The organism is Desertihabitans brevis (assembly GCF_003327535.1).
In the GTDB taxonomy this organism is placed as follows: Bacteria; Actinomycetota; Actinomycetes; order Propionibacteriales; family Propionibacteriaceae; genus Desertihabitans; species Desertihabitans brevis.
On the sequence record NZ_QOUI01000008.1, the window covers coordinates 70185 to 87232 of the forward strand.

19 protein-coding genes are annotated in these 17048 nt (G+C 72.7%); 14 read left to right on the forward strand and 5 right to left on the reverse strand.

Going from position 1 to position 17048, the window contains the following annotated elements; genetic code table 11:
- The first annotated feature begins 62 nt into the window (after positions 1-62).
- The 6 genes from DT076_RS13395 to DT076_RS13420 all read left to right on the forward strand — a co-directional run bounded on the left by DT076_RS13395 (position 63) and on the right by DT076_RS13420 (position 6576).
- Complete coding sequence (locus tag DT076_RS13395; protein ID WP_199539180.1) at positions 63-1733, forward strand: ABC transporter ATP-binding protein; 1671 nt, start codon at positions 63-65, stop codon at positions 1731-1733.
- Complete coding sequence (locus DT076_RS13400; protein WP_233493956.1) at positions 1726-2907, forward strand: ABC transporter permease; 1182 nt, start codon at positions 1726-1728, stop codon at positions 2905-2907. Before DT076_RS13395 ends, DT076_RS13400 begins: the two co-directional genes overlap by 8 nt.
- Complete coding sequence (locus DT076_RS13405; RefSeq protein ID WP_114127197.1) at positions 2904-4199, forward strand: ABC transporter permease; 1296 nt, start codon at positions 2904-2906, stop codon at positions 4197-4199. Before DT076_RS13400 ends, DT076_RS13405 begins: the two co-directional genes overlap by 4 nt.
- On the forward strand, positions 4186-4605 hold the full coding sequence (locus tag DT076_RS13410; protein ID WP_114127198.1) for a cytidine deaminase: 420 nt from the start codon (positions 4186-4188) through the stop codon (positions 4603-4605). Before DT076_RS13405 ends, DT076_RS13410 begins: the two co-directional genes overlap by 14 nt.
- Before the next feature lie 114 nt (positions 4606-4719).
- Positions 4720-5466, forward strand: a complete 747-nt coding sequence (locus tag DT076_RS13415) for a GAF and ANTAR domain-containing protein (RefSeq protein ID WP_199539181.1) — start codon at positions 4720-4722, stop codon at positions 5464-5466.
- Positions 5467-5493: 27 nt separating this feature from the next.
- Positions 5494-6576, forward strand: coding sequence for an adenosine deaminase (locus DT076_RS13420; protein ID WP_233493957.1), 1083 nt, complete (start codon positions 5494-5496; stop codon positions 6574-6576).
- A gap of 4 nt (positions 6577-6580) precedes the next feature.
- Here DT076_RS13420 and DT076_RS13425 read toward each other — a convergent pair whose 3' ends face one another.
- From DT076_RS13425 to DT076_RS13435, 3 genes are read right to left on the reverse strand one after another with little or no spacing between them, the layout of a single operon-like run.
- The gene (locus DT076_RS13425) at positions 6581-7480 is read right to left on the reverse strand and encodes a cation diffusion facilitator family transporter (RefSeq protein ID WP_114127199.1); all 900 of its coding nucleotides are present in this window, start codon (positions 7478-7480) and stop codon (positions 6581-6583) included.
- Entirely contained in the window at positions 7480-8220 is a 741-nt protein-coding gene (locus tag DT076_RS13430; RefSeq protein ID WP_114127200.1) for a cation diffusion facilitator family transporter, read from the reverse strand. The genes DT076_RS13425 and DT076_RS13430 overlap by 1 nt, the downstream gene beginning before the upstream one ends.
- A complete protein-coding gene (locus DT076_RS13435) occupies positions 8217-8582 on the reverse strand; it encodes an ArsR/SmtB family transcription factor (RefSeq protein WP_114127201.1) in 366 nt (121 codons plus the stop codon). Before DT076_RS13435 ends, DT076_RS13430 begins: the two co-directional genes overlap by 4 nt.
- A 93-nt stretch (positions 8583-8675) precedes the next feature.
- Between DT076_RS13435 and DT076_RS13440 the strand changes: the two genes are divergently transcribed.
- The 6 genes from DT076_RS13440 (at position 8676) to DT076_RS13465 (ending at position 13297) form a co-directional block, all read left to right on the forward strand.
- A complete protein-coding gene (locus DT076_RS13440; protein WP_114127202.1) occupies positions 8676-9659 on the forward strand; it encodes an aldo/keto reductase in 984 nt (327 codons plus the stop codon).
- Positions 9660-9711: 52 nt separating this feature from the next.
- Positions 9712-10059 carry a hypothetical protein gene (locus DT076_RS13445; RefSeq protein ID WP_114127203.1) on the forward strand — a complete coding sequence of 116 codons (348 nt, stop codon included), beginning with the start codon at positions 9712-9714 and terminating at the stop codon, positions 10057-10059.
- Between the two features lie 35 nt (positions 10060-10094).
- Positions 10095-11009, forward strand: a complete 915-nt coding sequence (locus DT076_RS13450; protein ID WP_114127204.1) for an ATP-dependent DNA ligase — start codon at positions 10095-10097, stop codon at positions 11007-11009.
- A gap of 283 nt (positions 11010-11292) precedes the next feature.
- On the forward strand, positions 11293-12171 hold the full coding sequence (locus DT076_RS13455; protein WP_158548135.1) for a GNAT family N-acetyltransferase: 879 nt from the start codon (positions 11293-11295) through the stop codon (positions 12169-12171).
- A gap of 73 nt (positions 12172-12244) precedes the next feature.
- Positions 12245-12430, forward strand: a complete 186-nt coding sequence (locus DT076_RS13460; protein WP_114127206.1) for a zinc ribbon-containing protein — start codon at positions 12245-12247, stop codon at positions 12428-12430.
- A gap of 15 nt (positions 12431-12445) precedes the next feature.
- Entirely contained in the window at positions 12446-13297 is an 852-nt protein-coding gene (locus tag DT076_RS13465; RefSeq protein WP_114127207.1) for a PHP domain-containing protein, read from the forward strand.
- A gap of 21 nt (positions 13298-13318) precedes the next feature.
- On the opposite strand, the gene DT076_RS13470 is transcribed toward DT076_RS13465, so the two are convergent.
- Both DT076_RS13470 and DT076_RS13475 read right to left on the reverse strand, forming a co-directional pair.
- The gene (locus DT076_RS13470; protein WP_114127208.1) at positions 13319-13588 is read right to left on the reverse strand and encodes a hypothetical protein; all 270 of its coding nucleotides are present in this window, start codon (positions 13586-13588) and stop codon (positions 13319-13321) included.
- 196 nt (positions 13589-13784) lie between these two features.
- Positions 13785-15026, reverse strand: coding sequence for a cation:proton antiporter domain-containing protein (locus DT076_RS13475; protein WP_114127209.1), 1242 nt, complete (start codon positions 15024-15026; stop codon positions 13785-13787).
- A 1039-nt stretch (positions 15027-16065) separates the two neighbouring features.
- On the opposite strand from DT076_RS13475, the gene DT076_RS13480 reads away from it, so the two are divergent.
- Together DT076_RS13480 and DT076_RS13485 are read left to right on the forward strand one after the other, a co-directional pair.
- Positions 16066-16659, forward strand: coding sequence for a phosphotransferase family protein (locus DT076_RS13480; RefSeq protein WP_158548136.1), 594 nt, complete (start codon positions 16066-16068; stop codon positions 16657-16659).
- Between the two features lie 23 nt (positions 16660-16682).
- A complete protein-coding gene (locus DT076_RS13485) occupies positions 16683-16922 on the forward strand; it encodes a hypothetical protein (protein WP_114127211.1) in 240 nt (79 codons plus the stop codon).
- The last annotated feature ends 126 nt before the right edge of the window (positions 16923-17048 follow it).

The window sequence follows — 17048 nt, forward strand, 5'->3', positions numbered from 1 at the left end:
CCCGAGCCCTGCACCGGGCTCGGGGCGTCGCGCTGCCGGACCCGTGTGGAAGGATCCCGAAGGTGACCTCGAGCAGCGCCTCCCCGCCCGGTGGGGACGTGGCCGGCACGGACGCCGGCGCGGGCGTCCTGCGGCTGGACCGGATCACCAAGGTGTTCGGCTCCCTGGTCGCCAACGACGCCGTCAGCCTCGACCTGCGCCCCGGTGAGATCCACTGCCTGCTGGGTGAGAACGGGGCCGGCAAGTCCACCCTGATGAACCAGCTGTACGGGCTGCTGCAGCCCGACGGCGGGGAGATCCTGCTGGACGGCGCCCCGGTCCGCTTCGCCAACCCCCGCCAGGCCATCGACGCCGGCATCGGCATGGTGCACCAGCACTTCATGCTGGTCGACGTGTTCAGCGTCGCCGAGAACATCGTCCTCGGCCGCGAGCCCGGACGCGGCGGCGTGCTCGACCTGCGCGCGGCCCGCCAGCTGGTCCGGGAGATGTCGGAGCGCTACCGGCTCGAGGTCGATCCCGACGCCCGTGTGGAGGACCTGCCGATCGGCGTCCAGCAGCGGGTGGAGATCCTCAAGGCGCTGAGCAACGACGCGCGCTTCCTCGTCTTCGACGAGCCGACCGCGGTGCTCACCCCGCAGGAGACCGACGAGCTGATCGAGGTGATGCGCGCGCTGCGCGACGAGGGCCGCGCCATCGTCTTCATCACCCACAAGCTGCGCGAGGTCCGCGCCATCGCCGACCGGATCACCGTGATCCGTCGCGGCCGCGTGGTCGGTGAGGCGGCGCCGTCGGCCTCGGAGTCCGAGCTGGCCGAGATGATGGTCGGCCGGGCGGTCTCGCTGAAGGTCGACAAGACGCCGGCGCAGGTGGCCGGGGCCCGGCTGGAGGTCGAGCACCTCACCGTGACCAGCCCCGACGGCGTGGTGGTCGTCGACGACGTCGACCTGCAGGTGGCCGGCGGGGAGATCCTCTGCGTGGCCGGGGTGCAGGGCAACGGGCAGAGCGAGCTGGCCGAGGCGTTGCTCGGAGTGGTGCCCGCCAGCCGCGGCCGCATCCGCCTGGACGGCACCGACCTCAGCCGGGCGACGCCGCGGCGCCGGCTGCGGGCCGGGATGGGCTTCGTCCCCGAGGACCGCAAGTACGACGGCTTCGTCGGCTCCTTCACGGTCGCGGAGAACCTGGTGCTCAACCACGTGGACGCCTTCGCCGACCGCGGTCTGCTGCGGCTGGGCGACATCCGCTCCCACGCCGAGACGCTGACCGAGCAGTTCGACGTCCGCACCCAGTCGGTGGAGACTCCGGTGGCCTCGCTCTCGGGCGGCAACCAGCAGAAGGTGGTGCTGGCCCGTGAGCTGTCGCGCCCGCTGTCGCTGCTGATCGCCTCCCAGCCCACCCGTGGGGTGGACGTCGGCGCCATCGAGTTCCTGCACCAGCGGATCGTCGAGGAGCGCGACAAGGGCACCGCGGTGCTCATCGTCTCCACCGAACTGGACGAGGTGTCCGCGCTGGCCGACCGGATCGCGGTGATGTACCGCGGCCGGGTGGTCGGGGTCGTCGACGCCGACACCTCCCGGGAGGTGCTCGGGCTGATGATGGCCGGCGTCCCGCACGAGGAGGCGGTCCGGTCGGCCTCGGTCACCACCGTGGCCGAGGAGGAGCAGAAGCTGGAGGCGGAGGTGGCCGAGCACGTGGCCGATCTGCAGGGGCCTGGGACGGGGGAGCGTCGTGCCTGAGCTGGTCCGACGGGTGCTGCGCCGGCTGCCCTGGCGCGACGTGCTGGTGACGGCGCTGGCCTTCGTGCTGGCCTTCCTCGTGGGGGCCGTGCTGATGGTCGTCTCCGACCCGGAGGTGATCGGGCAGTACGCCTACCTCTTCACCGCGCCGCAGCTGCCGCTGGGGGCGTCGTGGGAGAAGGTGTCCTCCGCCTACGCCGCGCTGGTCGCCGGTTCGGTCGGCGGCTGGGTGCCGCTGACCGAGACCACCGCCCAGGCGGCGCCGCTGATCTGCGCCGGCCTCGGCGTGGGGCTGGCCTTCCGGGCCGGGCTGTTCAACATCGGCGCCCAGGGCCAGGCGGTCGTGGGCGCGATGGCCAGTGCCTGGGTGGGCTTCACCTGGCACCTGCCGCCGGGCCTGCACCTGCTGGTCGCGGTGACCTTCGGGATGCTGGCCGGCGCGGTGTGGGGCGGCATCGCCGGCGTCCTCAAGGCCCGGGCCGGGGCGCACGAGGTGATCGTCACCATCATGCTCAACTACATCGCCACCGGGCTGCTGGCCTTCGCCCTCACCACCACCGCCTTCCAGCGGCCCGGGCGCGCCGACCCGATCTCGCCGGTGGTCGACTGGAACGCCACCATGCCGCGGCTGGAGGGCAGTCGGCTGCACCTGGGCTTCGTCCTCGCGCTGGCCGCGGCGGTGCTGGTGTGGTTCCTGATGGAGCGCTCGGTGGCCGGGTTCACCATCAAGTCGGTCGGGCTCAACCCGCACGCCGCCCGGACCGCCGGGATGAGCGTGTCCAGCAGCACCGTGCTGGCGATGCTCATCGCCGGCGCGCTGGCCGGGCTGGCCGGGGTGCAGGCCGCCCTGGGCCCCAACGTCTCGGGCACGCCCACCCCGCTCAGCGGTGGTCTGGTCGGCAGCATCGGCTTCGACGCCATCACCGTCGCACTGCTCGGACGGTCCCGCCCTCTGGGCACCGTGCTGGCGGGGCTGCTGTTCGGCGCGCTGCACGCCGGTGGGCTGGCCATGCAGTCCCAGGCGCAGACGTCGGCCGAGCTCACCACCGTGCTGCAGGCGCTGATCGTGCTGTTCGTCGCCGCACCCGCCCTGGTCACCACCGTGGTGCCCTTCCTCAAGGCGCGCCGCGCGCCGCTCACCGGCACCACCCCGACCGGAGGTCTGTCCTCGTGACCACCACCCGTCCCGAAGCCGTGACCGGGCGTCCTGCCGCCACCCGGCTGGAGTCCAGGGAGGACCGGACGCACCGGCTGTCGGTCGGCGTGCTGGTGCTGGTCGTCGGCGTGGTGCTGGTGGTGCTCACCGCCAGCACCGGCGACGTCGCCCGGTTCGCGCTGTCCAACGCCTTCGACGAGGTGCAGCTGCCCACCCTCGGGCTGCCCGGGGTGCCGGTCGTCGTGGTCTGCGCCCTGCTCTGCCTGCTCGCTGGCGCCGGCTTCCTCGTCGGCCGGCTGGGCAGCCGGGTGCGCACCCTGGCCGGGGCGGTCGCCGGGGTGGCCTTCCTGCTCGGCTTCCTCACCTGGGCCGCCGCCGGCCGCGACCTGCCGTTCCCGGTCAGCAACCAGCTCTCCGGCACCCTCACCCTGGCCACCCCGCTCGTGCTGGGTGCCCTGTGCGGGGTGCTGTGCGAGCGGGCCGGCGTCGTCAACGTCTCCATCGAGGGCCAGTTCCTCACCGCCGCCTTCACCTCCGCGGTGGTCGGCAGCATCACCGACTCGATCCCGCTGGCGCTGCTGGCCGCGGTGGTCGGCGGGCTGGTGATGGCGGCCCTGCTGGCGCTGTTCGCGATCCGCTACAAGGTCGACCAGGTGGTGCTCGGGGTGGTGCTCAACCTGCTCGCCGCCGGGCTCACCGGCTTCGTCTTCGACCAGCTGGTGCAGCCGAGCTCCGGCGAGCTCAACGCCGCGCCACTGCTCACCCCGATCCCGATCCCGGGGCTGTCGGCGCTCCCGCTGCTCGGGCCGGTGCTGTTCGAGCAGAACGCCCTGGCCTACCTGGCGATCGCCTCGGTGCTGGTGGTCTGGTTCCTGCTGTTCCGCACCTCCTGGGGGCTGCGGGTCCGCGCGGTCGGCGAGCACCCCGAGGCCGCCGACACGGTCGGCATCAGCGTCCGCGGGATCCGCTGGTCGGCGGTGCTGGTCGGCGGCGTCTTCGGCGGTCTGGGAGGCGCGTTCTTCTCCCTCGCCGCCACCGGGTCGTTCACCAAGGAGATGACGGTCGGCAACGGCTTCATCGCGCTGGCCGCGCTGATCATGGGTCGCTGGCACCCGGTCTGGGCGACCCTGATGGCGCTGTTCTTCGGTTTCGTCACCCAGATGGCCTCCCAGCTGCAGACCCTCAACACCCCGATGCCGAGCCAGTTCCTGCTGGTGCTGCCCTACGTGGCGACGATCATCGCGGTGGCCGGGTTGATCGGTAAGGTGCGGGCCCCGGCGGCGGACGGGGTGCCCTATGACAAGCCCTGAGCCGGCCGACGTCGACTGGGCCGCGCTGCGCGAGGCCGCCCGGGCCGTCTCCGAGCACGCCTACGTGCCGTACTCGCGGTTCCCGGTGGGGGCGGCCGCGCTGGTCGACGACGGCCGGGTGGTGGTCGGTTGCAACGTCGAGAACGCCGGCTACGGGGTGACGCTGTGCGCCGAGTGCGGGGTCGTCTCCGCGCTGCACGCCGGCGGTGGTGGACGACTGGTCGCCTTCAGCTGCGTGGACGCCCGGGGCGAGGTGCTGATGCCGTGCGGTCGCTGCCGTCAGCTGCTGTGGGAGAACGGCGGCCCCGACCTGCTGGTCGACACCGCCCGCGGCATCCGCACGATGCGCGAGGTGCTGCCCGACGCCTTCGACGTCACCGACCTCGACGCGGTCCGGGGCGGCTGAAGCACCTGCGGGTGGGCCCGCGGCCGTGTTCACGCTGACTGGGCGGCGGCGGCCGCCCCTTGCTAGCGTGCCCACGGGCCGTTCCGGCGGCCATCGCCGACCGAGGGAGCCGAGGTGAGGGACGACAGCCACGACAGCCCGCGCGGGAAGCCGTCGGCCGAGAGCGCCGGCGACGTCCCCGACCAGGCGCTGGCCGAGAGCCTCGGGACGCTGGCTCGGCAGCTGCAGAGCGAGGACGACACCGAGACCATGCTCGATGAGCTGGTGCGCTCGGCGGTGGCGCTGATCCCGGGCACCGACGAGGGCTCCATCAGCGTGGTGCTCGCGCGCCGCGAGGTCTCCAGCTACCACGGCACCAGTGCGCTGCCCAACCAGGTCGACGCCGTGCAGAGCGAGCTGGGCGAGGGCCCCTGCCTGGACGCGGCCTTCGAGCAGCAGACCGTCCGGGTCGACGACATGGCTGCCGAGCAGCGGTGGCCCCGGTTCAGCCGCCGGGCGCTCGAGCTGGGCGCCAGGGGGATGCTGGCCTTCCAGCTCTACGTCGAGGGGGACAACCTCGGCGCCCTCAACCTCTACTCGCGCCGTCCTCGCGCCTTCGACGACGAGTCTGAGCAGATCGGGCTGCTGTTCGCCACCCATGCCGCGGTGGCCTTCGCCAACGCCCAGAGGGTCGACCAGCTCGGCCGTGCGATCGCCAGCCGCGACCTCATCGGGCAGGCCAAGGGCATCCTCATGGAGCGGTTCCAGATCGAGGCGGCGGTGGCCTTCCGGGTGCTGTCGCGGGTGAGCCAGCAGCGCAACGTCAAGCTCCGCGATGTCGCCGAGGAGCTGGTGCGGACCGGCCATCTGATGGAGTCCTGACCGGTCGGCGGCACTAGGCTGCCCGCCGTGCCGAACGCCGCTGACCCGCTGACCCCACCCACCCCCGAGCAGATCCGCGCCCTGCCCAAGGTGGCTCTGCACGACCACCTGGACGGCGGTCTGCGCCCGGCCACCGTGCTCGAGCTGGCCGCCGAGGTGGGCCACCCGCTGCCGGCCGGGGACGCCGACGCCCTGGCCGACTGGTTCTTCGAGGCCGCCGACTCCGGCTCGCTGGTGCGCTACCTGCAGACCTTCCACCACACCATCGCGGTGATGCAGACGCCGTCGGCGCTGCGGCGGGTGGCCCGGGAGTGGGTGCTCGACCAGGCCGCCGACGGGGTGGTCTACGCCGAGGCGCGCTGGGCGCCCGAGCAGCACGGCCAGCAGGGGCTGACGCCGGCGCACGCGGTCGAGGCCGTCCGCGACGGCCTGGCCGAGGGTGTGGCGGAGGCGGCGGCGCAGGGCCGGACCATCGTGGCCCGCCAGATCGTCACCGGGATGCGCCACGCCGACCGGTCGGCCGAGATCGCCCGGCTGGCGGTGGAGTACCGCGACGACTCGGTCGCCGGCTACGACATCGCCGGTGCCGAGGACGGGTTCCCGCCGTCGCGCCACCTCGAGGCCTTCGAGCTGCTCAAGAGCGCCAACGCCCGGGTGACCGTCCACGCCGGCGAGGCCGCCGGACCGGAGTCGGTGTGGGAGGCGGTCCACCTGGCCGGGGCGCACCGGCTCGGCCACGGCGTCCGGGTCCTGGAGGACGTGGACGCCGACGGCGGGTTGGGCACCCTGGCCGTGCTGGTGCGCGACCTGCAGCTGCCGCTGGAGGTGTGCCCCTCGTCCAACCTCCAGACCGGGATCGCGGCCAGCATCGCCGAGCACCCGGTGGGCCGGCTGGTCGACCTCGGCTTCGCGGTGACGATCAGCTGCGACAACCGGCTGATGAGCCGCACCACCCTGAGTCGCGAGCTGGCGCTGTGCGTCGAGGCCTTCGGCTGGGACCTCGACCGGCTCCGCCGGCTGCAGCTGACCGCGCTGGAGGCGTCCTTCCTGCCGAAGCCGGAGCGTGACCGCTTGCGGGAGGACGTCCTGCTGCCCGGGCTGGAGGGCTGACCGGCTACCAGTCGATCTCGGCGCAGGTGCGGTGCGTGCGCGGCTCCACCTGCAGGGTGGCGTGGGCCAGCCCGTGCCGCTCCCGCAGCAGCGCCCCGGCCCGGTCCAGCACCGGGTGCACCGCCTCCTCCTCGGCGGTGACGAGGTGCGCGGTGGCGACGTGCATGCCGGAGGTGAGCGTCCACAGGTGCAGGTCGTGCACCTCCAGGACGCCGTCGACCGCCTCCAGGTCGGCCGCCACCCGCTCGGGGTCGACACCCTCGGGGGCGTGCTGACCCAGCACCGCCAGCACCTGGCGCCCCAGCAGCACCGCCCGGACGGCCACGAAGGAGCCGATCGCCAGCGCCACCCCGGTGTCCCACAGCGGCTGCCCGGTGGCGGCCACCAGGACGCCGGCCAGCACCACCCCGACCGAGCCGGCGGTGTCGGCCACCACCTCCAGGTAGGCGCCGCGGACGTTGAGGCTTTCCCGGGCCCCGCCGCGCAGCAGCACCAGCGCGGCCACGTTGACCACCAGCCCGAGGCCGCCGACGACGACCATCGCCCCGGTCTGCGGCTCGACCCCGGATCCCCAGCGGCCGACCGCCTCCACCACCACGTACGCCGCGACGCCGAGCATGAGCAGCACCGCCAGCCCGGAGGCGAACACCTCGGCCCGGTAGGAGCCGAAGGTGCGCCGTCCCGTGGTGTCGGGTCGGGTCGCCACCCGGGTGGCGACCAGAGCCGCGCCGAGCGCGACCACGTCGGCGGCCATGTGCCCGGCGTCGGACAGCAGGGCCAGCGATCCCGACAGCAGACCGGCGACGAGCTCGACGACGAAGAAGACGGCGACGAGGCCGAAGGCGACCGCCAGCCGCCAGCGGTGCCGTCCGCTGGCGTGGCCGTGGCTGTGCCCGGCGCCCATCAGCGGGCCCGGTCGGGTGCGGTGCCGGCCGGTCGGCAGCAGGCGGCGGTGCAGCCGTCGCCGCAGCCGCAGGCGTCCTCGTCGTCGCGGCCCGCGACGGAGCCGCAGCAGCCCTCGCCCCGCCAGGCCTGGTAGCCCTCCCGTACCGCGACTCCGGCGATCACCAGCCCCGCGACCGGGTCCGCCCAGGACCAGCCCAGGGTGGCGTTGAGCAGCAGCCCGACCAGCAGCACGGCGGACAGGTAGGTGCAGAGCAGGGTCTGGGTGCCGTCGGCGACCACCGCGTTCGACCCGAGCGCCCGGCCGGTGCGGCGCTGCGCCCAGGACAGCAGCGGCATCACGACCAGCGAGGCGACCGCCAGGCCGATGCCCACCGGGGAGGGATCGGGATCGGCGCCGGTGAGGAGCGTCCGGGTCGACTCCACCCCGACGTAGAGCGCGAGGGCGAAGAAGGACACCCCCAGCAGCCGGAGCGCCAGCCGCTCCCGCGACTCGGGCAGCCGGTGCCGGAACAACCAGAGGATGATGAGTCCGCTGGCCACCTCGACGGTCGAGTCCAGGCCGAAGGCCACCAGGGCGACCGAGCCGGCGACCATCCCGCTGCTGATCGCGACCACGGCCTCGACGACGTTGTAGACGACCGAGGCGCCGGCCAGCAGCTGGGCGCGGCGTCCGAGCCGGTGGCGGAGCCCGGGGTCGGCGACCCAGCCGGTGGGGCGTGGCGTCGCCGGGGCGCTCACCGGGCGTCCTCGCCGGTGACCGGGCACAGCGTCACGGCGTCCCCGGTGGCGGCCAGCAGCTGCTCGGCGCCCCGCAGCGTCTCCAGCACCAGCTCGGGCTGGGTGAGCTCGTGCACCGAGGCGCGTCCCTGCGGGCGCGCGCTGACCAGACCGCAGTCGCGCAGGCAGGCCAGGTGCGCCGACACCGTGGACTGGGCCAGCCCGAGGTGGGCGGTGAGGTCGACCACCCGGTGCCCGCCGAGCAGCAGGTGGCGCAGGATCGCCAGCCGCGCGGGGTCGCCGAGGGCCCGGAAGAGGCAGGCTGCTGCCGTCAGCGCCGCCCGCTCGTCGACCAGGGCAGCATCGTCAGTCGTCGTTCCCATCGTCACGCGGCGATGCTATCGCCGCTGACCGGACATCGGTCAACCCCTCGACCCGGGCGAGGGTGGCGGCGAACCGCCGGGCAGAGTGGGGCCATGGACTACACCCATCTCGGACGCACCGGGCTCTCCGTCTCCCGTCTCTGCCTGGGGACGATGAACTTCGGGCCCGCCACCGACACCCAGACCGCTCACCAGATCATGGACTCCGCCCACGAGGTGGGGATCAACTTCTTCGACACCGCCAACGGCTACGGCCGCCAGATCCGCCTCGGGCTCACCGAGGAGATCATCGGTGAGTGGTTCGCCCAGGGCGGCGGACGCCGTGAGCGCACCGTGCTGGCCACCAAGGTGTACGGCGACATGTCCGACCCCGACCGCCCCTGGCCCAACCAGGGCAAGCTGTCGGCGCTGAACATCCGCCGGGCCCTGGACGCCAGCCTGAAGCGGCTGCAGACCGACTACATCGACCTCTACCAGATGCACCACGTCGACCGGGACACGCCGTGGGAGGAGATCTGGCAGGCGATGGAGGTCGCCGTCCAGCAGGGCAAGATCCTCTACGTCGGCAGCTCGAACTTCGCCGGGTGGCACATCGCCCAGGCCCAGTCCGCGGCCGAGATGCGCTCGTTCAACGGGCTGGTCAGCGAGCAGTCGATCTACAACCTGCTCAAGCGCGAGGTCGAGCTGGAGGTGCTGCCGGCCGCGGAGTACCACGGACTCGGCGTCATCCCGTGGTCGCCGCTGCAGGGCGGTCTGCTGGGTGGTGTGGTCCGCAAGGAGAACGAGGGCCAGCGCCGGCTGGAGGGTCGGGCCAAGGAGTCGCTGGAGGCGAACCGGCCCGCGATCGAGGCCTACGAGCAGCTGGCCGACGACCTCGGCCTGGAGCCGGCGGTGCTGGCCCTGGCCTGGCTGCTCCACCAGCCGGCGGTCACCGCGCCGATCATCGGCCCCCGCACGCCGGAGCAGCTCGACGGCGCGCTCGCAGCGGTCGACGTCAGCCTCGACGCGGCCACCCTGGAGCGGCTCGACGAGCTCTTCCCCGGCCACAAGCCGGCCCCGGAGGACTACGCCTGGTGAACCCGGCCGCCCGCCGCGGTTTGGGTCCGCGGCGGGCGGCTAGCACCGGAGGGTGACCGACTTCCCTCCGCAGAAGAGCGTCCCTGCCGAGCTCACCCGGATCGGCTTCAGCGGCACCCTGTGGTTCGCCGCGGCGCTGCTGGCCGCAGCGATCGGGCTCGCGGGGCTGCTCGCCGGTGGCTGGCGGCCGGCGGGGCTGCCGACCCTGGCGGCCGTGGGCTTCTGGGTCGGCGCGGGCGCGCAGCTGCTCGGGCTGGGTGGCCTGGCGTGGGCCGGCTGCCCGGTGATCGGCCTCGACCGCGAGCGCGCCGACAAGAACAAGTCGCTGGTGGTGCGCGCGGGGGTCATCGCGTTCGTGCTCGGTGGCGCGCTGGCCTCGCTCGCGGTGCTGCTCAGCTGAGCCGGGCGTCCCACCCGCGCCGGAGGACCGACCCGATGAGCCCGAGCCTGACCAGGCCGCAGCCGGCCGAGCGGCTGCCGACCGGGCCCGGCTGGGTGTTCGAGCCGAAGTACGACGGCTACCGCGCGCTGGTCGAGTGCCGCGGTGGCATCGGCCGGCTGGTGTCGCGGCGCGGTACCGACCTCACCCGGCTGTTCCCCGAGCTGGCGACGGCCGTGGTCGAGCAGGTGCCTGACGGCAGCCAGCTCGACGGCGAGATCGTCGTCCTCCGCGACGGCCGGCTCAGCTTCGACGCGCTGCAGGAGCGGATGGCGGCCGGTCCGCGCCGGGCAGCCGCGCTGGCGCGGTCGTCGCCGGCCACGCTGGTCGTGTTCGACGTCCTGGTCGAGCAGGGGAGCGACCGGACGGGGGAGTCCTGGACGACCCGCCGTGACCGGCTGGAGGTGCTGGGCGCCGGCTGGCGTCCACCGGTCCAGGCCACCCCCTGCACCGACGACCGCGCCGAGGCGGCCGGCTGGATGGCGGCGCTCGCGCCGATGGGGATCGAGGGGGTGGTGGCCAAACGGGCCGGTGCCCGCTACGGCGCCGCCGGCAGCTGGGTGAAGGTCAAGCAGCGCCAGACCCTGCAGGGCGTCGTGGGCGCGGTCGTCGGACCGCTGCACCGGCCCGAGGCGCTGGTCGTGGGTCGCTGGAGCGAGGACGGCGAGCTGGGGGTGCTGGGCCGCGCACCGCTGGCACCGCGGCAGAGCGCCGAGGTCGGCCCGTTGCTCAGCCCGCCCAGCGCGCCGCACCCGTGGCCGGACCAGGTCAGCGCCGCCCACTTCGGTGGTGACCCGGTCACCGTCACCCACGCCGACCCGGTCCTCGTGGTCGAGGTCCGCGCCGACACCGCCGAGTCCGGCGGACGACGCCGGCACCCGCTGCGGTTCGTCCGGGTGCGTCTGGACTGAGCGCCTCTGCGTCGCCGTCGATGGCAGCTGCGCCGCCCCGGGTGCTCTTCGACATCCTATCGCGAGAAACACCGCCACGGGAAAACGGTCATCAATTCTGAGATATCTTGCGCGAGCGGAGGCGGGGCGGCCGAGAGCGTTATAGGGTGTGAATATCGAGTTCCCCTGGCAGCGATTCGTCCGGAATTTTGAACTTCTTTCCGCGGGCTATTGATCTCGTCGATATCGACCTGTCAATGTCCGGGACATGACGGTGCATTCTTCGACTGATTCCTCAGCTGTCGTGATCCGACCTGCGCGTCCCGCCGACCAGGCCTCGTCCGACGGGTTGCCGCCGCTGCGGCCCGACGGCGACGGCCCGCGGTGGCGTCGGACGGTGGTGGCCGAACGCGCCGGGGAGGTCGTGGGGCTGGCGAGCATGCAGCTCGACCCGGTGACGGAGAACTACCTCTGCGAGGTGGTGGTCGCGCCCGCGCACCGGCGGGCCGGGATCGGCACGAGCCTGTACGGCGCGGCCTGCCAGCTGCTCGAGCGCCCCTACCGGGTGCAGGCGCGGGCGATGGCGAGACAGCCGTTGCGGCGGCTGTTCGCAGAAGCGCTCGGTTGTGAGCTGGTGCGCCACCACCCCGAGCCGTGGGCGGACCCCACGACCACACCCTGGCGGCAGTGGATCGACGCCCATCCCGTGCCCGACGGCCACACCGCCCTGACCCTCGCAGAGGCCGACCCGGCCGGCGTCCGCCGGGCGTGGCTGCAGTACGACGAGTGGTCGCACGCACCGGTCGGGCCGGTCCGTCCGCACCATCTCGTGGACGCGTGGGAGCGCTATCGCTCCGGGCTCGACGCGGACACCTCCACGGTGGTCGTCGAGGAAGCGGCACCCGAGGAGGTGCTGGCCTTCTGCCTGGTCTCAGCGCAGCAGTGGGAGGGTCGCACCCTGGCGGTCAGCGAGACCGCGGCCCCGGACCAGGAGGACGGGGTGGCGTTCCTCGAGGCCGCGGTGGCGCGCACGCTGCTGCGGCTCGGGGCCAGGGGCGTCCGCCGGGTGGAGCTGGAGGGCCACAGCGACGATCCGCACTTCCCGGTCCTGGTGGCGGGCCTGCCCGAGCACGACGCCGACCCGATGGACCTGCTCGCCCTGCGCCGACCCGCGGCCGGCTGACTCGCTGCCCGGGCCCACCGGACGTCTTCTTCCGACCGGTGGTGAGCCGCGCCGACGTGGGTACCCACCGGGCATGGCTGATCCCGTCCCCGCCGGCAGCGACGCCTCCGCCGGCACGTACAAGTGCAACCAGTGCGGCTACCGGCTGCAGGTGACCTCCACCAAGAACCTGCCACCGTGCCCCAGCTGCAGCAACGGCTACTACGAGACCCTCAGCGGCGGGGACTCCAAGCACGACCCCTATCCCGACCGGCACTAGTGCGAGGGTGGGCGGGTGACCCCGCTCCCGGCTGACACGCACGTCCACAGCGAGTTCTCCTGGGACACCGGCGGGGCGTCGGGGCCGGCCGCCGGGACGATGCGACGCACCTGCGCCCGTGCCGTGCGGATCGGGCTGCCGGCGCTCGCCTTCACCGACCACCTCGACCTCAGCGGCTGGCGGGCTGCCCCTGAGGACTTCGCAGGGCACCAGCGGGTCCTGATCCGCGAGGGCCTCATGCAGCCGCCACCGCTCGACGTCGAGGGATACCTCGACAGCATCGAGCGCTGCCGCCACGAGTTCCCCGAGCTGCGCGTCCTCACCGGCGTCGAGCTCGGCCAGCCGCACCTCGACGGCGAGGCCGCCGGTGGCCTCCTCGACCTGTCGGAGCTCGACCGCGTCAACGGCTCGCTGCACACGGTGCCCTTCGCCGGGCACCGCAGCGAGCCGGTGACCCTGTTCCGGCTGCTGCCCGACCCCGCCGAGGTGGTCTGGGCCTACCTGCGGGAGGTGCCGGTGATGGTCGACGGCGGGACCTTCGACGTCTTCACCCACATCGACTACGCCGCGCGCTACTGGCCGACCGACGAGCACGGCCCCTTCGACCACCGCCGGTTCGAGGACGGGTTCCGCGAGGCCCTGCGCGCCATCGCGTCCTCCGGGCGAGCCCTCGAGCTGAACACCGGACGTCCGGTGCGGCCGTGGATCCCCCAGTGGTGGGCCGAGGAGGGCGGACGGGCGATCAGCTTCGGCAGCGACGACCACGCGACCAGCGGGCTGGCCGCGAACTTCCCCGAGGCCACCGCCCTCGCCGCACACCACGGATTCCGGCCGGGGCGGCGTGCCGAGGACTACTGGACCCGCTGACGGTGGACGCGGGGACCCGGCTCACGGCGAGGTGAGGTGGTCGATCTGCTGTGCGCGGGTCGTCAGCTCGCGGATGCGCAGGACGCGGTGGTCCTCGGGGCCCACCGTCGAGTAGTCGACGAGGTCGAGTGCGACGAGGTCGAAGCAGGCCCGCAGCAGGCCCGGTCCCGCCACGGCAGCGGCGGCGGTGACGAGCAGCTCCAGAGCGGCGGGCTCGATCCGCTGGTGGTCGAGCAGGGTCGCGTAGTCGAAGACCCGGCTGCCGCTCCCGATCGCCTCGATGTCGACCACGCTGGCGTTCGCTGGCCGACAGAACGTCCATCACGATGCCGGTGGCCTGACTGATGAGCTGGCGGGTCTTCAGCGCCTCGTCAGATGGTTCCCCCATGCGACGATCCAGGCGTGGCTGGCTGTCTCACTGCAGCTCCTCCACCACCGCGACGACACCCCGGGGCGATCACCGCCAGGCGGTGGCGAGCGGGTCCGTTCAGTCGGCCCGGGGAGGGTGGCGGGTGCTCTGGCGACGCTGGAGCCACGCGCTGGCCGGTGCCGTCGAGAGGCCGTGCACCAGCACCGAGAGCGTCACGGCCAGCGTGGTCCAGACGAAGATCTCGCTGTGGCCGGTGAGCCGCTCGGCCAGCGTCGCGTAGAAGAGCGCCGACACCCCGATGGGTCCGAACCAGCTGAGGAAGGCGGTCTCGGAGCGGTCGTGGACCGGGCGCAGCAGGGGACGGAGCAGCCAGAGGGTGACCAGACGCCGCAGCAGCACCGCCGCGAGCAGGGCCAGCGGCACCACCCAGCTCAGCTCGAGCCAGGAACCGATCGGCAGCGCCAGCCCGAGCAGCACGAAGATCGGCAGCAGGAAGAACCGGTTCACCGCGTCCTCGACCTTGTCCTCCTGCGCCTCATCCCGTTGGGGGATCACCTGGCCGAACACGGCCGCGGCGACGAACACCGCCAGCACCGCGTCGGTGCCGACGAGCTTGGCCGCCCCCAGCACGAACAGCGCCAGCGGCAGCAGGAAGCCCAGGTAGGAGCTCTCCTCCATCAGCCCCTTGTCCTCAGCCAGCACGAACAGCCGTCCCAGCAGGTAGCCGGCCACCACGCCCAGCAGGGCCGCCCCGAGGACCTCACGCACCAGCACGGTGGTCAGCAGCTCGTGCCAGGCGGTGTCGGGCTTGGTGAGCAGCAGCACAGGGAGCAGCACGAACAGGTAGCCCAGACCGTCGTTGATGCCGCTCTCGGCCGACAGGTCGTGACGGACCTGGTCCGGGATCCGGTCCTCGGCCAGGGACCCGGTGACGATCGGTGTGGTGACCACCGGGTCGGTCGGGGTGACGATGGCCCCCAGCAGCAGCGCCAGCAGGAACGGCACGCCGAGCAGGGCCCACAGCACACCGGTGGCCACCGCCAGCATCGCCACCATGCCCACCCCGATGATCAGACCGAGCCAGCTGGTGCTGGACCGCCAGTACCCGTGGGGCAGCCGCATCGCCACCCCTGCCAGACCGACGGCCAGGGTCAGCCGGCTCGCCTGCTCGAGCAGGGTGCCGGTGGGCACGCCGAGGTCCTCGATGCGCAGCAGGTCCAGCGCGTGCGGACCGATCAGCACGCCCGCAGCCAGCGCCAGTAGCGGCCCAGGGAGGCTCACCCGTTGCAGCTGCCGCGAGAACGCCGACAGCAGCAGCGTCGTCCCCGCAAAGAGGGTGAGCACCAGGTTGATGGTCAACGTCGTCGCCTCCGGCTCGGTGTGGAGCGGTCGGGACCCTGTACCCGGCCGAACGATGCTGTCCCACCCGGTCTGGTCTGGGCCGGTGCGGTTGGATCGGTGCCGACCTGGGAGGAACGCCGGTGTGGAGCTGCTGCTGGCCGTGCTGGGTCTGCTGGTGATGCTGGTCAGGATCCGTGACATCTACCACGGTCTGATGAGCCCGCGGCAAGGGGGCGCTGGACCGGGCCGTGACGTCGGTGGTGTGGTGGGCCTCCAAGCGCCTCAAGCACACCGTTTCGGCTCCGCCGTCGGACCCGCGGCGATGGTCGCCGTCGTGGTGTTGTGGACACGAACATGTCGATGTCGTCCACCGCGCCCAGCACCCGGTCACGTAGGGCGGTCACGGAGCGGTGCCGGTGACATCAGCGGCGAATACATGCAGCCTGCCGTCAGGGGCATCCGGCCGCCTGCTGCAGCGGCTCCTGCTCACGATCCACCCAGCACCACCGTGGCCCCCTCGGCCAGCAGCACCTCGGCGGTGTGCCAACCGACACCGGAGTCCCGACCGGTGACCAGGGGCCACCTTGTCGCTGGTACCGAGATCCATCAGGTCTCCTTCACCGAGAAGGCCATGAGCTGGCCGGTGCCCGGACGGACCCTCACACATCTACCCGTTGACGAGATGGGATCGCGTTGGGTGCCACCATCACCACCGTGGCGCTCGCCCTCACCGGCTGCTCCGACGGTCAGACCTCCTCGACACCCTCTGAGAGCGGCCGGTGGGGCAGGGGCACCGAGCCCGCGTTCATCGCGGTGTGCCAGCCAGTTCCAAGCAGCTCCCCGTCACGCCTGATCAGCGGCGTCGTCAGCCGGTCCGGTGAGGCGTTGGCCTGCCAGCCGAACAGGTCCGTCCTTGGGTCCCGGGCGGCCGTGGTTGACCGCGAGGATAGCCCTGGATCAGCTCACCCACCGCCGCCTATGGTGGCGGCCATGACCGGCGACGGCACCGCGGCTCGACTGACGTGCGATCACGGACGACGAGCACGCTGACGTCAGCGTGACCAGGACCTCCCTGACCCCTGGTGAGCTGAAGCGGCCGACAGCGCTCGCCCGCCGCCGGGAGCCGTGCGTCGGCCTGTCAGCACCGGTACTGATCGGCGCGGGCACCAGTACGTTGACCTATGCGTTGGGGTCGAGCGGGGACGGGTGGGCGCTCCGGGTGTCGCGGTCCTATCCCGAGCCGTGGACCTGGCGAGGGGGTCGTCGTCACGAGGTCGCTCTGATCGCCGAGTTCCGCCGTCGAGACGTTCCCTTCCCGGCCGACGCGGCCGTGCTCGAAGACGTTGACGGACTGCCGACCGCCATCCTGGAGCGCCGCGTGGTCGGCACACCCCTGCGCCCGCAGGACGTGACACCTGGTTCGCCCATGGTGAAGGTGATCGCCACACTGCTCGATCGCCTCCACGGCGTTGACGTCGCCGACGCTGTTGCGCTCGGCGTGCGGCGAGATGACCCCACAGCAGAGTTTCGGCACGCGGCGACCACCGTGGACCTCGATCCCGATCTGCGCGACCGGGTGCTCGCGATGGTCGACTGGTTGGAAGGTCGTGCCGCCAACAGGACCTCCTGGTCGGTCCAGACGGCGAGCTGACAGGGATCCTCGACCTGGGCGAGGTGGCTATCGATGACCCAGCCATCGATCTCGCTCTACTGCACGGCGAACTGGGCTCGGACGTCGTCGCCGAGATCGCCGGCGCCATGGGGACCGCCGACCCGGGTCTGGTCGACGCGGCGCGGGCGATATCCAGTCTCTGGCCGCGGCTGGAGCTGCTTCCGGGAGGTGAGTCGTGGGGAGACCCGTCAACCGCCCGCGAACGACTTGCCGTCCTCACGCGGTGGCTGCCGGGCCTGTGATCGCCAGTCCGAGCTGCTCGGAAGACGATGGTTTTCGAGCGGGGCAGCAGCTGATCGACACGTCCAGTTCAAAGAGCTGCTCGAAGCGTGTGACCGGGTCACCCTTGTTCGACCAGGAGTTCCCAG

Excerpts from the sequence above, each read along its gene's own strand:
- DT076_RS13410 (WP_114127198.1), top strand. The coding sequence starts at position 4,186 with ATGACAAGCCCTGAGCCGGCCGACGTCGACTGGGCCGCGCTGCGCGAG.
- DT076_RS13425 (WP_114127199.1), bottom strand. The coding sequence starts at position 7,480 with ATGGGCGCCGGGCACAGCCACGGCCACGCCAGCGGACGGCACCGCTGG.
- DT076_RS13435 (WP_114127201.1), bottom strand. The coding sequence starts at position 8,582 with ATGGGAACGACGACTGACGATGCTGCCCTGGTCGACGAGCGGGCGGCG.
- DT076_RS13440 (WP_114127202.1), top strand. The coding sequence starts at position 8,676 with ATGGACTACACCCATCTCGGACGCACCGGGCTCTCCGTCTCCCGTCTC.
- DT076_RS13450 (WP_114127204.1), top strand. The coding sequence starts at position 10,095 with ATGAGCCCGAGCCTGACCAGGCCGCAGCCGGCCGAGCGGCTGCCGACC.
- DT076_RS13460 (WP_114127206.1), top strand. The coding sequence starts at position 12,245 with ATGGCTGATCCCGTCCCCGCCGGCAGCGACGCCTCCGCCGGCACGTAC.